Raw genomic sequence first — 14,336 nt, 5'->3', positions numbered from 1 at the left:
GTCGGAGCGGTCGGGTCGGGACGGCCGGGGCGGGCGGGGCAGTCGGTGGTCAGCGCGGGTCGAGCGGGGGAAGCCGCCAGCTGCCGTCGAGGACGGCCCGGTCCGGGCCGTAGAGCCGGAGCACCACGGTGAACGGGCCGTCCGGGGCGGGCAGCCAGTTGGCGGAGTGGCCGGCGTCGGCGGGGCGCTTGTGCCGGATGTGGAGGGTGAGGCCGCCGTCCGGGTCGCGGACCAGGCCGGGGGTGTGGTCGCCGATGGAGTAGCGGTCCAGGGTGTTGTCGACCAGCCGGTGCAGCTCGCCGGACAGCTCGTAGAGGGTGGCGGACCAGGAGAAGCGGGCCGGCGGCAGCGCGTCCGGGGCGAAGCGGATGACGTGGTCGCGGTCGGCGGCGTTCGGCGGGCGGTGGCCCGCGCTGTCCGCCTGCCAGCTGTCGTACCAGACCTCCTCGGTGGGCAGTCCGTCGAGGTCGACCAGGGCACTGACGGCCTGCCGGAGGAAGTCGCCGCCGATCTGCTCGCGGGTGCCGGACAGGCCGCACCGGTCGCGGAGTCCGGCGAGGGCTCCCCGGAGCCGCGCGCGGCCGTCGGCGATGCCGCGTTCGATCTCGGCGCGCGCCTCCAGCGGGAGGGCGGCGGGCTCGAACTCGCCGCGGCCGTCGACGCCGAGGTCGGCGAGGCGGCCGCGCAGGTCGGTCTCGGCGGGCGGCAGTGGGACGGGGCCGGCCGGCGGGAAGAAGCCGAGCAGGAAGTCGAGGAGGGAGAGGAACTCGACGCCGTCCGGGATCTCCTCGCGCCAGACCGGCCAGACCGGCTCCGGCGCGGGGTCCGGCGCGGGCGTGCCGGCGTACTCGTGCAGCGGGCGCAGCCGGTACCGCTCCTGGACGGCGGCGAGTTCGGCGGCTTCGACCGAGGTGTCGCCGGTGAGCCGGGTGCGGCCGGGGATGCCGACCAGTCGGGTGGCGGTGCGGGTCACGCTGCGAATGCCCGGCGGGGGCTCGCCCTTCCAGTCGGGGCCGGCCACCAGGTGGTCGCCGGCCTCCGGGCCGGTGGTCCGGGAGCCGATGAACCCGGCGTACACGCCGTCGAGTTCCTGCAGCGGTAGGACGTAGTAGCGGTCCTCGGCGGGGACCGAGACGACCCAGGGTTCGGCGCGCAGGTCGAGCCAGGCGCGGGAGTACGGGGTGTCCCCGGCCTCGCTGCCGACGGCGGCGGCGGCTTCGGTGCCGACAACGGGGGTGCCAGTGGGGGCGCCGGTCGGGGTGTCGGTCGGGGCGCCGGTCGGGGTGTCGGCGGGGGTGGGCGGCCTCGGGTGGTGGCGGAAGACGCCGAAGCCGCCGAGGTACGACGGGTCCGCGTCGTCCAGGGCCTGGGCGTAGAGGCGGCGGTAGGTGCGCAGGAGGGGTTGGGCGCGGATCCAGGCCTCGGCGGCGGTCGCGCGGACGGTGTCCGGATCCACGAGTGCCGGGTTGACCATGCTGTCGCTCTCCCACTGCCGAATCCGGTCGAATCGGTATGGACCGATACAGATCGGATGCTAAGTGGACGGGGAGGGGGCGGCATGTCGGGCCGGGCGCTCCCCGGGATACCGGACCGTCGCGGGATCCGGACCGCCGCGGGATCCGGGCGCCCACGGGATCCGGACGGTCGCGGAATCTGCTCAGCGCTAATCCGGGCGTACCGGCGGGACGGCCGGGAGAGGGTGAGCGGTATGAAGATCCTCCTGCTCGGAGGCTCGTCCTTCCTCGGACGGGCCTACGCCGTCGAGGCCCTCGCCAGGGGCCACCAGGTGACCACGTTCAACCGCGGCCGCAGCGCCGCCGACCTGCCCGGGGTCGAGGCCGTCCGGGGCGACCGCGACAGCGCGGAGGACCTCGCCCGGCTGATCGACGGACGCACCTGGGACGCCGTCGTCGACACCTCCGCCCAGCAGCCCGCCCAAGCCGTGCTCACCGCACGGCTGCTGCGCGAGCGGGCCGGCCACTACACCTTCGTCTCCTCCGTGCACGCCTTCGCCGACTGGCCCGCCCGGGTGATCGGCGAGGACTCCCCGCTCCACCCCTGCCCAGCCGACACCCCGCCCGATCAGCCGTTCAGCGCCGCCCTGAAGGCCGGCTGCGAGCGCGCCGTGCTGGAGGGCTTCGGCGCCGGGCGTTCACTGGTCCTCAACAGCGGGCTGCTCATCGGACCGTACGAGATCGGCGGCCGGCTGCCCTGGTGGCTGGAGCGGATGGCGCGCGGCGGGCGGGTGCTCGCCCCGGGCGATCCGCACCGGACCATGCAGGTGATCGACGTCCGGGACTTCGCCGCCTTCGGGCTGGACCTGCTGACGGCCGGGACGGCGGGCCGGTTCCTCACCACGGCCCCGCCCGGGCGGCTGAGCTTCGGCGAGTGGCTGGAGACCTGCCGGACGGTCGCGGGCGCCACGGACACCGAACTGGTCTGGGTGCCGGACGCCCCGCTGCTCGCCGAGGGGCCGGACCGGGTCGAGCCCTGGAGCGAACTCCCGCTCTGGGCACCGGACCTGCCCGAGATTGCGGGCACCTGGCTCGCCGACACCGGCCGGGCGGAGGCGGCCGGGCTGCGCTGCCGACCGTTCGCCGAGACCGCCCGCGACACCTGGGACTGGCTGCGGACGCGCGGACCGGCCGAGGACACCGCCGCCGACGGACGCAAGGGGCGGCCGGGTACGGCGACACCCATGGGCATCGAACCAGGGAAGGAGCGGCGGCTGTTGGCCGCCTTGGCGTGAGCCGGCCATGGGAGTGGGAAGTCGGACGGGCCGACTTCCCACTCCCCGACGGACCGCACCCTCAGTGCGAACGGCGGGTGACCAGCTCGGCGAGCGCCAGCAGTTCGTCGGCCGCGGCCGGCTCCGGTACGGCGGCGGCCAGTTGCGCCATCGCCGCGGCCATCCGCTCGCAGGACTGCCCCTGCGCCCAGCCACGCCCGCCGGCCGCCTCCACCGCCGCCGCGCACTGGGCCAACTCCTCGGGGCTCAGCGGACGTTCGAGCGCGTAGAGCTCGGCCAGCCGCCGGCCCTCGGCGGTGCCGGAGCTCAGCGCCGCGACCACCGGCAGCGACTTCTTCCGGGCGACCAGGTCCGCCCCGACCGGCTTGCCGGTCACCGCCGGATCCCCCCAGATACCGATCAGGTCGTCGATCAGCTGGAAGGCCAGGCCGATCTCCCGGCCGAAGCCGTCCATCGCCTGCGCCGTCTCCTCGGACGCGCCCCCGTACAGGGCTCCCATCGCGCAGGCGGCGCCGAGCAGGGCACCGGTCTTGGCCTCCGCCATCGCCAGGCACTCGGGCAGCGAGACGTCGTTGCGCTGCTCGAAGGCGCAGTCGATCTGCTGGCCCTCGCACAGTTCGACCACGCAGTCGGCGAGCCGGCGGATCGAGCCGTGAGCGGCCTGGTGGGTGTCCTGGGCGAGCAGCCGCAGCGCGAGGGAGTGCATGGCGTCCCCGGCCAGGATGGCCTCGGTGGTGCCGAACACCCGCCAGGCGGTGGGGCGGTGGCGCCGGGTGTCGTCCCGGTCGATGACGTCGTCGTGGAGCAGGGTGAAGTTGTGCACCAGCTCCACCGCGGCGGCCGCGGCAGCGGCCTCGCCGGGCGTGCCGCCCAGGGCCTGGGTGGCGGCGAGGACCAGGGCCGGTCGGATCGCCTTGCCAGCGGAGGCCGCGGCGGGCGTGCCGTCCGCCTCCCACCAGCCGAAGTGGTAGCCCGCGACCTTGCGCATCGTGCCGGGCAGCGAGTCGACGGCGGCCCGCATGACCGGGTCGACCAGCGCGCGGGCACGGGCGAGGATGTCCGTCGCCTCGTGCCCCTCCTTGTGGTCCCGTTCCAGCGTGGGACTCGTCATGGGTCTCTCCCCCTTGTCGGCGCCCGTCCCGGGACGGCCCGGTGCGGGCGGGCCGGAACGGCGCTGTGGATGTCGGGCGGTGTTCGGGCACGGCGACCGGGACGCACGGCCCAGCCAGCACGCCCCGGCTAGCGCGCCCCGGCTAGCGCGGCCCGGCTAGCGCGGCCCAGCGAGCACGGCTCGGCTCGTACGGTTCGGGGCGTGCCGGGACGCGCCGTCCGGCCGGGGTGCGGTGGGCACCTCCGGCCGGACGGCGTGGATCTCCGGTCGGCCTCGCCGGGCCGCCGTCAGCGCTGCGCGATGTCCACGTTCTCCAGGACGCCGACGGCGTCCGGCACCAGGATCGCGGCGGAGTAGTAGGCGCTCACCAGGTAGGAAATGATGGCCTTCTCGTCGATTCCCATGAACCGGACCGAAAGGCTCGGCTGGTATTCGTCCGGAATTCCGGTCTGGTGCAGCCCGATGACACCCTGGTTGTCCTCGCCGACCCGCATCGCGATGATCGAGCTGGTGTTCCCGCCGGTGATCGGGATCTTGTTGCACGGGAAGACCGGGACCCCGCGCCAGGACATGACGTGGCGGCCCTCGACCTCGACGGTGCCGGGGTTGATGCCGCGCTTGTTGAGCTCCCGGCCGAAGGCGGCGATGGCCCTGGGGTGGGCCAGGAACATCTTGGTGCTGCGGCGGCGGCTGAGCAGCTCGTCCATGTCGTCCGGGGTGGGCGGGCCGGAGTGGGTCTGGATCCGCTGGTCGTACGCGGCGTTCTCCAGCAGGCCGAACTCGGGGTTGTTGACGAGCTCGTGCTCCTGGCGCTCCCGCAGGGCCTCGATGGTCAGCCGGAGCTGGTGCTCGGTCTGGTTCATCGGCTGGTTGTAGAGGTCGGCGACGCGGCTGTGCACCTTGAGGATGGTCTGCGCGACGCTCAGCTCGTACTCGCGGGGCTTGAGCTCGTAGTCGACGAAGGCGCCGGGCAGCTCGTACTCGCCCTCGTGGCCGGCGGAGAGGTCGATCGCGGCCTCGCCGTGCTTGTTCTGCGCCTGCTGGAAGCCGTTCAGGTACTCGATGACCTGCAGCTGCAGCGCCTCGGAGCGGTCGTGCAGCTCCTCGAAGGCGGGCCAGGACAGCACCAGCACGGTGCCGGAGGTCGCGGCGCGGACGGTGTACGGCCAGTTGCCGCCGTCCTGCTGGACGGCCTCGTCGCCGAGGTGGTCGCCGTCGGCCAGGGTACCGACGACCGTCTCGTCGCCGTACTTGCCGGTGCCCATCCGGTCGAGCTTGCCGTGCGCGATCACGAAGACCTCGGTGATCGGCGTGCCCGCCTCGACCAGGACGTCCCCGGGGTTGAACTCCCGCTGCACGAAGCGCGAGGCCAGCTCCTCCAGCACCGCCTCGTCCTGGAATCCGCGCAGCACCGGCACCTCGGCGAGCGTCGGCGGGACGATCCGCACGTCGGCACCGGTCTTGACGAAGCCCACCCGGCCCCGGCCGACCGCGTAGCGCAGGCGGCGGTTGACCCGGTAGGTACCGCCGGACACCTGCACCCAGGGCAGCTTCCTGAGCAGCCAGCGCGGGCTGATGCCCTGCATCTGCGGCGCGGACTTGGTGGTCGTGGCGAGGTTCCGCGCGCCCGCCGTGCTCAGACTCTGCTGCTGCCGGACTTCCGACTGCGCACCTGGCGCGGGAATACCGGCATTGGTTTCGGTCGACATGAGGGGAGCCCTTCGCATATCCCGATGAATCGTCGCCTTGCACATTCGTGTTGCAGCTTCATCGTGGGCCCATTCGAAGGCAGCCCGCAATCACTCATTCGAGTGGTTTGGAACAACCGAACAAATAGTACGACTGGATCACCTGATCGATATCAATTCGACCGTTCATTCGAACAGACCGGAACCCGGCATCCCATCTTGCCCCATCGACCCCGCCCCCCGCGCCTCCCCTTGACAAGGTCCGGGCCCCACCGCTAAAGCGGCCCGTCCCAGTCGAGCGTCGGCTCCAACACCCCCTCCAGGGTGAGCAGCCAGCGCTTCACCTCGATCCCGACCCGGCCGCCGCCGAAGCCGCCGATCCCGTCCGCCGCCACCACCCGGTGGCAGGGCACCAGCAGCGCGACCGGGTTGGCGGCCATCATCTGCCCGACCGTCCGGGCGGCCAGGCCGGGCTCCGTGACGCCCTCGAACACCCCGCTGCGGGAGGCCAGTTCGCCGTACGTGACGGTGCGGCCGAACGGCACCTCGCGCCAGAGCGTCTGCAGCACGGCGCGGTGCGGCCCGGAGCTCAGGCTCCAGTCGATCGGCAGGCCCAACTCACGCGTGCGGCCCGCCAGATAGGCGCCGATCCGCTCGGTGACGGCGGCGATCTTCGTGTCGTCGGTGCACGAGGGCGCCTCGCCGTCCCGTCCGCCGTACCCGGCCGCCGCCACGCCGAGCGGGGTCACCGCGATGTGCATCGGGCCGCTGGGCAGCGGAGTCGGCACGGTCAGCCAGGACATCGACCAGGACTGCGACACGCTCGGGCCCCCGCCCTCCGCCGGACCGGCCGCCGGCCACCCCGGCGCCCGGAGGGCTTCCCCGCCCCGCGCGCCATCGTACGGCGGCCGATCGGCACCCCGGTCGCGGTCGGCCTCCGGGCGGGCGCGGTCGACCGCCGAATCGGCGCGGTCAGGCGCGGTCGGCCGCCGGCCGGACACGGACGACTCCGGTCAGAGCCGCCCCTTCAGCCGGGTGGCCAGCGCCTGGGACCAGTGCGCCAGTTCGGCGCGGTCCGGGGCGCGGCCCTCGCACAGCAGGGCGAGCTGCGCCTCGTTGATCCGGTTCGGCCCCGGGATCTCCAGCAGGTACGCCAGCTCGGCCAGTACCGTGGCGAGCCGCTCGGCGTCCGTGTGGTCCAGGGCGACCGCGGACTCGTGGTGGCTGATGGTGAGCGAACCGGGCATTGGTCGACCTCCTCCGTCACCCCCGCCCCTCCACGGTACGACCGGGTCGGCCGCCCCGCCCGCCGCGGAGGCCTGCGTGCGCGGGTGGGGCAGCCGGTTGCACTCCGGGGCCGGCCGGGCACGGTGCGCGGTGGGTCGCACCGGGGGCCGGGGGTGCGCCCCGGAGCCGTCCGAGGGGTTGGTCAGTTCTCCGGCGCCTCCTCCCAGCGCCGATTCCGTACGGCCGGTATGCCCAACACTACGGCCCCGGCGGCCAGTTGCCAGACAGACCCGAGCAGCAACACGCCGCCGATCCCGAACCGGCCGGACAGCGGGCCGGCCGCCGCCAGACCGAGCGGGCCGAGGACGAAGGAGCCGAGCGCGCCGAAGGAGGTCAGCCGCCCGAGCAGTTCCACCGGGACCCACTCCTGCATCGTCGTGCCGTACAGCGTCCCGCAGACCGCCGAGCCGACCCCCGCCACCAGCCCGCCCGCGACCACCCAGGGCAACGAGGCCCCGGCCGCGAGCGCCCCGGACGGCAGCGCCCAGCCCAGTCCGGCCACGGTGGCCACCGCCAGCGGACGGGCGGGCCGACGGCCGAGCATCAGCAGCCCGCCGAGCACCGCGCCGGCCCCGTACACACCCATCACCAGGCCCCAGGCGCTGGCACCGCCGAGGTCCCGCTGCGCGGTCAGCGGGCCGAGCACCAGGAACGGCGCCCAGACCAGCAGGTTGAACAGGCCCATCTGCGCGGTGGTGAGCCAGAGCCACGGACGGGAGGCGAACTCCGACCAGCCCGCCCGCAGGTCCTCGATCATCGACTCCCCGCCGCCGCCCGACGGCCCGCGCCCGGGCAGCCGCAGCGCGGCCAGCGCGAAGGCCCCGACGCCGTACGTCACCGCGTCGACCAGCAGCACGGCGGCCGGGCCCCACGCTGCGGTCAGCAGGCCGGCCGCGGCCGGACCGACCACAGTGGACACCGAACGGGACAGCCCCAGCAGGGTGTTGGCGTCCGCCAACAGCTCCTTCCGGCGCACCAGCCCGGGCACGATCGCACCGAAGGCCGGCATGAACAGCCCCTCCCCGACCCCCCACACGGCCACCAGAGCGACCATCGCCCAGACCGGCGCGTGCCCGGCCAGCAGCAGCCCGGCGAACAGCGCCTGGACCAGCCCGCGCAGCAGGTCCGACCCCAGCATCACCCGGCGGCTGCCGAGCCGGTCGGCGATCACCCCGCCGGCCAGCAGCACCAGCACCACCGGGAGGATCCGGGCCGCCATCACCCACCCCAGGTCGGTGCCGCCGCCACCGCCGTCGAGCACCGCGAACGCCACCGCCACCGGCGCCATCGAGGAGCCGACGAGGGACGTCGTGTACCCGGTGAAGAACCACAGGAATTCGCGCTCGCCCAGCACGGCGAGCCGGTCTCCCAGACGCCTACGGCGAGCCGGGATCCGTTCGGTGTCCACTGCCATGGGCAGCAAGTCTGGGGTTCCGGGGAGACGGGATTCAAGGGTTTCCGGGAAAAACTTGAGCCTTTCCGCATCAATTTCCGGCGAGTCGGTGACTACCGCAGTAAACAGCCCTGGAAATAGCCGTCCACCTGCTGTTTACTGTGCCTGGCGGATATTCTTCCGGCGGCTTCGGATGATTGATTTACTGCGGAAGAGGGCGAACGTGACAGAGAGCGCGGCAGGACTCCCACCGGTCGAGTACGCCGTAGCCGTCGAGCGCTACCTGGCCGCCTCCGGGCTCGCCGAGGGCTCCCGGCGGATCTACCGGATCGCGCTGCACACCTGGGCCTGGGCGCTCGCCGACCGCCCCGCCCCCACCGGCACCGAACGGCGCCGCGCCCGGCCCCCCGTACTGCCGCTCGCCCTGCTCGACCACCCGGACGCCGCCGGGCGGCTCCGCGCCGCCGTCACCCACCGCGGCACGGACACCGACCCGCGCACCCTCAACCGGGAACTCTCCACCCTCCGCGCGGCCGTGGCCTGGTGGCGGGCCCGCGGCTGGATCGACGGCGACCCGACGACCGGCCTGCACCCCCGCCCACTACCCGAACCACCCGCCACCGCCGGCCCGTTGACCCCCGACGAACTGCACGCCCTGTTCGCCCTCCGCGCGCCGCTGCGCGAACAGACGCTCTGGCACCTGCTGCACGAATCCGGCGCCGTGATCGAGGCCGTCCTGGCCCTGGACACCGACCACCTCGACCTCCCGCACCGCCGCACCCGCCCCGGACACGCCCCCGTCCACTGGCGGGCCGGCACCGCCCGCCTCCTCCCCCTCCTCATCGCCGGCCGCGGCACCGGCCCGCTCTTCCTCACCGACCGCCGCGCCCCCGCCGGCACCCCCGCCGCCGACCGCTGCCCCTACACCGGCCGCGCCCGCCTCTCCTACCGCCGCGCGGCGGAGCTGTTCACCGCCCACACCGGCGCGCTCGGGCCCGGCCGGACCCTCCGGCAGCTGCGGACGGGGCGGTAGCGGCAGCGGCTCCGCAGCACCTGATCGGCAGCCGAACCCGCCTGCCCTGAAGGCGAGTTCGCCCCTTCCGAGGCGACCGGCAGCCGGTCCGGGTCACGACCGCGCGGACCCCGGTACGTTCCGCGCGACGACCGTTACACAGCCGATGGGCGGCCGTGACACGACCGGCCGAGGACCGCGACAGGGCCCTCCTACCGTCACTGACGACGCCCCGGCCGCACCGGTCGCACGAGTCCTACCGGCCGTACCGGCCGTACCGGCCCTCCGACCCGACGGCGACCCGGTCGAGGGGCGTCCGTGACGAGGACGTGCACGTCCGGCGCCGAAGACCGACGTATCCCACCGATGCAGATGGAGACCACCGCATGAGCAGGAGCCGTACCGTTCACTCGCCCACCCGCCGCGTCCTGGCGGTCTGCGCCCTCACCGGGGCCGCACTGCTGACCGTCATGACCGGCGGACAGGCCTGGGCCGACGGCACCCCGAAGGCCCCCGCCCCCGCTGCGGTCGCCGGGGCCACCCCGACCGCCACCCCGAGCGCGGCCGGCCCCAAGGCCCCCGCCGCCCCCGCCGGGGCCGCGCCGACCGCGACCCCGAGCGCCGGCCCGAAGAGCCCTGCCCCGGCCGCTCCGCAGGCCCCCAACGGCACCCAGCCGCAGGTCCGCGACGTGCCGAAGGGCGCCGCGCAGGCAGGCGACGGTTCCACCGCCTCCGACAGCTCCGGCCTGATGCTCGCGGGCGGCGGCGCCGTCGCGGCCGTCGGCGCCGGCGCGCTGGGCTTCGCCGTCCTGCGCCGCCGCTCCGGTGCGCGCGGCTGACACCGGTCCCGAGTCCGCCGGGCACCCCGGCGCCGTTCCCCCGCACCCGGCCAGTCGGGGGAACGGCGCCGGGGCCGCCCCGACGGCGGGGACCGTCGGCCACGGCCGCACGCGCGCGAACGGCCCCGGCCGCGGGCCGGGACACCGGCGCGGACGGCGCCGAGCCGCCAGACCCGGCCCGAGCGCCTTGCGCCGTACGGCCTTCGGCACGGCGGGCCTGCTCTGCCTGGTGCTCGGCGTCTCGCTGGCGCTGTCCGGCCGGGAGACCCCGGTGGTACGGATCGAGGCCTCCGGGCACGGAAGCACCGCGAACACCCCGCCCGCGGCACCGGCCGCCGGGAGCACCGCACCCGTCGGCGGCCCAGCGGCCACCGCCCCGAAGCCCGTCCCGTCCTCCCCGCCGACGCGCCTGCTCATCCCCTCCGCCGGAGTGGACGCGCCGGTGACCGACCTCGGGCTGAACGCCGACGGCACCGTGCAGGTACCGCCGGCCGACCGGGGTGACGAGGTCGGCTGGTACCGCAACGGCCCCACCCCCGGCGAGACCGGGCCGGCCGTCCTGATCGGGCACTACGACACCGCGCACGGCCCGGCGGTCTTCCGACAGCTGCCGAAACTGCGGCCCGGCGAGCTGATCCAGGTCCGGCGGGCGGACGGCAGCACCGTGGACTTCAAGGTCCGTACACTGCTCCAGGCCGCCAAGGACGCCTTCCCCACCGAACAGGTCTACGGCAACACGCCCGCACCCGCGCTGCGGCTGATCACCTGCGGCGGGCGGATCGGCTCGGACGGCCACTGGACGGACAACATCATCGTGCTGGCCGACCCGGCCTGACCCTTCCCCTGTTCCGTACCTGATCCGCCCCGATCCGCCCCCCGGGGAGCCACCGGCCTGGAACCCCGCCGGGAACCCCCGGCCGCCGTCCGCACGACCTACCAGTGGGGCCCGGGCGCTCGGCGGCCACCGGGCCGCGCGGCGGAGCGGGCCCGCCGACCGCCGCATCACCACAGATCAGGAGGACGAGCACCGACCGTGGCAGCACCACCCGTACCCCGCCGCCGTCCCGGCGCCGTCCCCGTGGCGGCCCTGGCCGGCCTGCTCGTCCTCCTCGCCGTCGCCGCGCTGGCCTTCGGCCGGTCCACCCCCGGCGGTCTGCGGGACCAGGGGCCGGTCCGGACGGTCACGCCACCGCCCGTCGCCCAGGCGCTCTGGCCGGCCCTGGACGCCACACCGGCCCCGACCCAGCCCGTCACCGGCGCCGGTGACGCCACCCAGCCACCGCCGCAGCCCGTGCCCGACGTGACCGTCCCCGGGCAGGACGTCACGGCGGTCGACGTCCGTACCGTCCTCGCCAAGGACCCGGCCGTCACCGCCGAGGAACGGACGGCGCTCGGCTCCTGCGACAACTGCGAGATCCGCAGTCCCGAGTTCCGCGACCTCACCGGGGACGGCCGGCTCTCGCTGATCATCGCCGTCATCACCCCCGGCCCGGTGGTGCTGCACGTCTACACCCCTGCCGAAAACCGTCTGCTGCCCGTCCTGCGGGTCCAGGTCCAACGGACCTTCAGCGCCGCGACCATCGGCTCCGACCTGTGGCTGTACGAGTCGACCAGCCTCTACGTCCGGACCAGCAGCCACTACCACTGGGACGGCGTCAGGCTCGTCCTGCTGGAGCGGAAGGACGAGGGCCTCGGCGTGCGTCCGCCCACCGGGGAGGGCCCCGCCCAGCCCAGCGGTGCCGTCAAGACCGCGGCACCGGTCGGCCCGTCGGCCGTTCCGACCGCCACCCCCTCCGCCGGCGCGGCCGTCCAGCCCCCGCGCGCGCCCCGGCCGGCCACCCCGCAGATCACGCCCACCGTGTCCCCGGAGCCGAAGCGATGACCCCCGCGATGACCCCCGCGACGCACCCCGCCGCCGCCCAGCCGCACATCCTCCTGGTCGAGGACGACGAGGTGATCCGCGAGGCCACCCGGATGGCCCTGGAGCGCTACGGCTTCCCGGTCACCACGGCCGCCGACGGACTGGAGGGGCTGGAGGCCTTCCACGCCGTCCGGCCCGACCTGCTCCTGCTGGACGTCATGCTGCCGCTGCTCGACGGGGTCGGCCTCTGCCGCCGGATCCGCGAGGAGAGCCAGCTGCCGATCCTGATGATGTCGGCGCGCACCGACCCGGTGGACGTGGTCTCCGGCCTCGAAGCCGGCGCGGACGACTACGTGGTCAAGCCGTTCGAGAGCGCCGTGCTGGTGGCCCGGATCCGCACCGTGCTGCGGCGTATCCCGGTCGCCCCGACGCCGCCGTCCGAAGCCCCGCCCACCACCCCCTCCTCCCCTCCCGCCCCTCCCTCCCCCACCGTCCGCAGCTTCGACGGCCTCCGGGTGGACACCGACAGCATGGAGGTGCGGGTCGACGGGCGCCTGGTCCCGCTCACCCCCACCGAGCTGCGGCTGCTGCTGGAGTTCACCGCCGCACCCGGCATCGTGCTGGAGCGCTCCACCCTGCTCGAACGGGTCTGGGACTACGAGTGGGGCGCCGACACCCGCGTCGTGGACGTCCACGTCCAGCGGCTGCGCGCCAAGATCGGCTCCGGCCGGATCGAGACCGTCCGCGGCTTCGGCTACAAGCTGCGGCGACCGGCATGACCCTGCGCCGCCAGATCGCCACCGCCGTCGCCGCCATCTCCGTCCTGGTCGCGGTGGCCGTCGGCCTGCTGGTCCACCGGGCGATGATCCGCCAGCACGTCGACCAGGCCCGCGCCACCGCCCTCACCGCCCTCGAATCCTCCCTGACCGGCTACGGCCGCAGCGGCGAGGTGGCGGGCCGCGGCGCCGCCCTGAACGACCCGGCGCTGCCCGGCCGACTGCACACCCTCGCCACCGGCGGCCGGCAGGGATCGATGCTCGCGACCGACGGCGCGGGCGAATCCATGTGGGCGGCCGGCCCGGTGCAGCAGGGCGTGCTCTCCATCCGGGTGGACTTCGCCCAGGACCGGCAGGCCATCGCCGACCTGGACCGGATCATCCTGCTCACCGTCGTCGCCGCGGTCTTCACCACCGTGCTGGCCGGCGTACTCGTCGCCGACCGGATCAGCCGTCGCCTGCGGACCGCGGCCACAGCGGCCCGGGGCATCGCCGCCGGCGGAACCGACACCCGGATCGGCGAACTCGTCGACGGCAAGGACGAGGTCGCCGACCTCGCCGCCGCCGTCGACCTGATGTCCCGCACCCTGCACCGCCGCCTCGCCGACGAGCAACGCTTCACCGCGGACGTCGCCCACGAACTCCGAACCCCGCTCACCGGCCTGGTCACCGCCGCCGAACTGCTCCCGCCGGGCCGGCCCACCGAACTCGTCCGCAACCGGGTCCAGGCCCTGCGCGGCCTGGTCGAAGACCTCCTGGAGGTCTCCCGCCTGGACGCCGACGCCGAAGCCCCCGACCTCTCCGCCATCCCGCTGGACCGCGCGGTGCGCCGGACCGTCACCCTCACCGGCCTGGACGTCACCGTCGAGGTCGCCGACGGCCCCCGGGTCCGCACCGACCTGCGCCGACTGGACCGCATCCTCGGCAACCTGCTCATCAACGCCCACCGCCACGGCGCCGCCCCGGTCCACCTCCACGTCGACGGCCGCCGCATCACCGTCCGCGACCACGGCCCCGGCTACCCCGACGACCTCCTCCGGCACGGCCCCCAACGCTTCCGCACCAACGCCCCCGAACGCGGCCGCGGCCACGGCCTCGGCCTCACCATCGCCACCGGCCACACCCGCGTCATCGGCGCCACCCTCACCTTCACCAACCACCCCGACGGCGGCGCCCTCGCCACCCTCACCCTCCCACCCGACTGACCCCCGAGCCGACCACACGTCAGCTCCCCCTCCCGCAAACCCCCTGCTCACCACCAGCCCGCCGCCCCCACCAACGAAACGCCGAAGGGCCAGCCCGCCCGGGATCACCCCGGCGAACTGGCCCTTCACACGCGGAGCCCCCTGTCGGGTTCGAACCGACGACCCCCGCTTTACAAGAGCGGTGCTCTGGCCAGCTGAGCTAAGGAGGCACGGTGACCGTCCGCGACGGATCACGGCGGCACCGGGGGCAGTCTACCGGGCCGGGGTGGCGGGGTGGTGGGATATCCGGGGGTTGGTGGGGTGGGGCTGGCGTGATGGAACCGATGCCGAAATCGGGGCGGGAGGGGCTGACAGGGCGCGGAAGCGCGGGTAGCGTCGCCTGGAGTCGCGGTTTCGTTCCAGTGGTTCAGACCAC

At 74.7% G+C, this 14,336-nt stretch carries 13 protein-coding genes and 1 tRNA gene; 7 read left to right on the top strand and 7 right to left on the bottom strand.

Features of this window, described 5'->3' with window-relative positions; genetic code table 11:
- Positions 1 to 49: 49 nt before the first annotated feature.
- Positions 50 to 1,474, bottom strand: a complete 1,425-nt coding sequence (locus tag IE332_RS12585) for a DUF1254 domain-containing protein (protein ID WP_189915912.1) — start codon at positions 1,472 to 1,474, stop codon at positions 50 to 52.
- Between the two features lie 234 nt (positions 1,475 to 1,708).
- Between IE332_RS12585 and IE332_RS12580 the strand changes: the two genes are divergently transcribed.
- Entirely contained in the window at positions 1,709 to 2,749 is a 1,041-nt protein-coding gene (locus IE332_RS12580) for an NAD-dependent epimerase/dehydratase family protein (RefSeq protein WP_189915911.1), read from the top strand.
- A gap of 61 nt (positions 2,750 to 2,810) precedes the next feature.
- On the opposite strand, the gene IE332_RS12575 is transcribed toward IE332_RS12580, so the two are convergent.
- The 5 genes from IE332_RS12575 to IE332_RS12555 all read right to left on the bottom strand — a co-directional run bounded on the left by IE332_RS12575 (position 2,811) and on the right by IE332_RS12555 (position 8,249).
- Complete coding sequence (locus IE332_RS12575) at positions 2,811 to 3,860, bottom strand: family 2 encapsulin nanocompartment cargo protein polyprenyl transferase (protein ID WP_189915910.1); 1,050 nt, start codon at positions 3,858 to 3,860, stop codon at positions 2,811 to 2,813.
- A gap of 287 nt (positions 3,861 to 4,147) precedes the next feature.
- The gene (locus IE332_RS12570) at positions 4,148 to 5,569 is read right to left on the bottom strand and encodes a family 2B encapsulin nanocompartment shell protein (RefSeq protein ID WP_189915909.1); all 1,422 of its coding nucleotides are present in this window, start codon (positions 5,567 to 5,569) and stop codon (positions 4,148 to 4,150) included.
- A 254-nt stretch (positions 5,570 to 5,823) separates the two neighbouring features.
- Positions 5,824 to 6,369 carry a methylated-DNA--[protein]-cysteine S-methyltransferase gene (locus IE332_RS12565; protein ID WP_229928558.1) on the bottom strand — a complete coding sequence of 182 codons (546 nt, stop codon included), beginning with the start codon at positions 6,367 to 6,369 and terminating at the stop codon, positions 5,824 to 5,826.
- Positions 6,370 to 6,561: 192 nt separating this feature from the next.
- Positions 6,562 to 6,795 (bottom strand): hypothetical protein, encoded by a 234-nt coding sequence (locus IE332_RS12560; protein ID WP_189915908.1) that lies wholly within the window; start codon positions 6,793 to 6,795, stop codon positions 6,562 to 6,564.
- A gap of 182 nt (positions 6,796 to 6,977) precedes the next feature.
- Positions 6,978 to 8,249 (bottom strand): MFS transporter, encoded by a 1,272-nt coding sequence (locus IE332_RS12555; protein ID WP_189915907.1) that lies wholly within the window; start codon positions 8,247 to 8,249, stop codon positions 6,978 to 6,980.
- 202 nt (positions 8,250 to 8,451) lie between these two features.
- Here IE332_RS12555 and IE332_RS12550 point away from each other — a divergent pair, with 202 nt between their 5' ends.
- The 6 genes from IE332_RS12550 to IE332_RS12525 all read left to right on the top strand — a co-directional run bounded on the left by IE332_RS12550 (position 8,452) and on the right by IE332_RS12525 (position 13,921).
- Positions 8,452 to 9,261, top strand: a complete 810-nt coding sequence (locus IE332_RS12550) for a site-specific integrase (protein ID WP_229928557.1) — start codon at positions 8,452 to 8,454, stop codon at positions 9,259 to 9,261.
- Positions 9,262 to 9,626: 365 nt separating this feature from the next.
- Positions 9,627 to 10,079 (top strand): hypothetical protein, encoded by a 453-nt coding sequence (locus tag IE332_RS12545; RefSeq protein ID WP_189915905.1) that lies wholly within the window; start codon positions 9,627 to 9,629, stop codon positions 10,077 to 10,079.
- 187 nt (positions 10,080 to 10,266) lie between these two features.
- On the top strand, positions 10,267 to 10,914 hold the full coding sequence (locus IE332_RS12540; protein ID WP_229928556.1) for a class F sortase: 648 nt from the start codon (positions 10,267 to 10,269) through the stop codon (positions 10,912 to 10,914).
- A gap of 198 nt (positions 10,915 to 11,112) precedes the next feature.
- Positions 11,113 to 11,961 (top strand): hypothetical protein, encoded by an 849-nt coding sequence (locus tag IE332_RS12535; protein WP_189915904.1) that lies wholly within the window; start codon positions 11,113 to 11,115, stop codon positions 11,959 to 11,961.
- 8 nt (positions 11,962 to 11,969) lie between these two features.
- The gene (cseB, locus tag IE332_RS12530) at positions 11,970 to 12,719 is read left to right on the top strand and encodes a two-component system response regulator CseB (RefSeq protein WP_229928587.1); all 750 of its coding nucleotides are present in this window, start codon (positions 11,970 to 11,972) and stop codon (positions 12,717 to 12,719) included.
- Positions 12,716 to 13,921: a sensor histidine kinase gene (locus IE332_RS12525; RefSeq protein WP_189915902.1), complete on the top strand. Its 1,206-nt coding sequence runs from the start codon at positions 12,716 to 12,718 to the stop codon at positions 13,919 to 13,921. The genes cseB and IE332_RS12525 overlap by 4 nt, the downstream gene beginning before the upstream one ends.
- A gap of 135 nt (positions 13,922 to 14,056) precedes the next feature.
- Here the strand turns inward: IE332_RS12525 and IE332_RS12520 are convergent.
- Positions 14,057 to 14,130 (bottom strand) — tRNA-Thr (locus tag IE332_RS12520).
- Between the last annotated feature and the right edge of the window lie 206 nt (positions 14,131 to 14,336).

It is taken from the genome of Kitasatospora xanthocidica (assembly GCF_014656195.1).
GTDB classification, from domain to species: Bacteria; Actinomycetota; Actinomycetes; order Streptomycetales; family Streptomycetaceae; genus Kitasatospora; species Kitasatospora xanthocidica.
The sequence above is the reverse complement of the archived record's forward strand: the minus strand, read 5'-3'. Positions and strand labels throughout refer to the sequence as shown.

Excerpts from the sequence above, each read along its gene's own strand:
- IE332_RS12575 (WP_189915910.1), bottom strand. The coding sequence starts at position 3,860 with ATGACGAGTCCCACGCTGGAACGGGACCACAAGGAGGGGCACGAGGCG.
- IE332_RS12545 (WP_189915905.1), top strand. The coding sequence starts at position 9,627 with ATGAGCAGGAGCCGTACCGTTCACTCGCCCACCCGCCGCGTCCTGGCG.
- IE332_RS12525 (WP_189915902.1), top strand. The coding sequence starts at position 12,716 with ATGACCCTGCGCCGCCAGATCGCCACCGCCGTCGCCGCCATCTCCGTC.
- IE332_RS12585 (WP_189915912.1), bottom strand. The coding sequence starts at position 1,474 with ATGGTCAACCCGGCACTCGTGGATCCGGACACCGTCCGCGCGACCGCC.
- cseB (WP_229928587.1), top strand. The coding sequence starts at position 11,970 with ATGACCCCCGCGACGCACCCCGCCGCCGCCCAGCCGCACATCCTCCTG.
- IE332_RS12580 (WP_189915911.1), top strand. The coding sequence starts at position 1,709 with ATGAAGATCCTCCTGCTCGGAGGCTCGTCCTTCCTCGGACGGGCCTAC.
- IE332_RS12560 (WP_189915908.1), bottom strand. The coding sequence starts at position 6,795 with ATGCCCGGTTCGCTCACCATCAGCCACCACGAGTCCGCGGTCGCCCTG.
- IE332_RS12570 (WP_189915909.1), bottom strand. The coding sequence starts at position 5,569 with ATGTCGACCGAAACCAATGCCGGTATTCCCGCGCCAGGTGCGCAGTCG.
- IE332_RS12555 (WP_189915907.1), bottom strand. The coding sequence starts at position 8,249 with ATGGCAGTGGACACCGAACGGATCCCGGCTCGCCGTAGGCGTCTGGGA.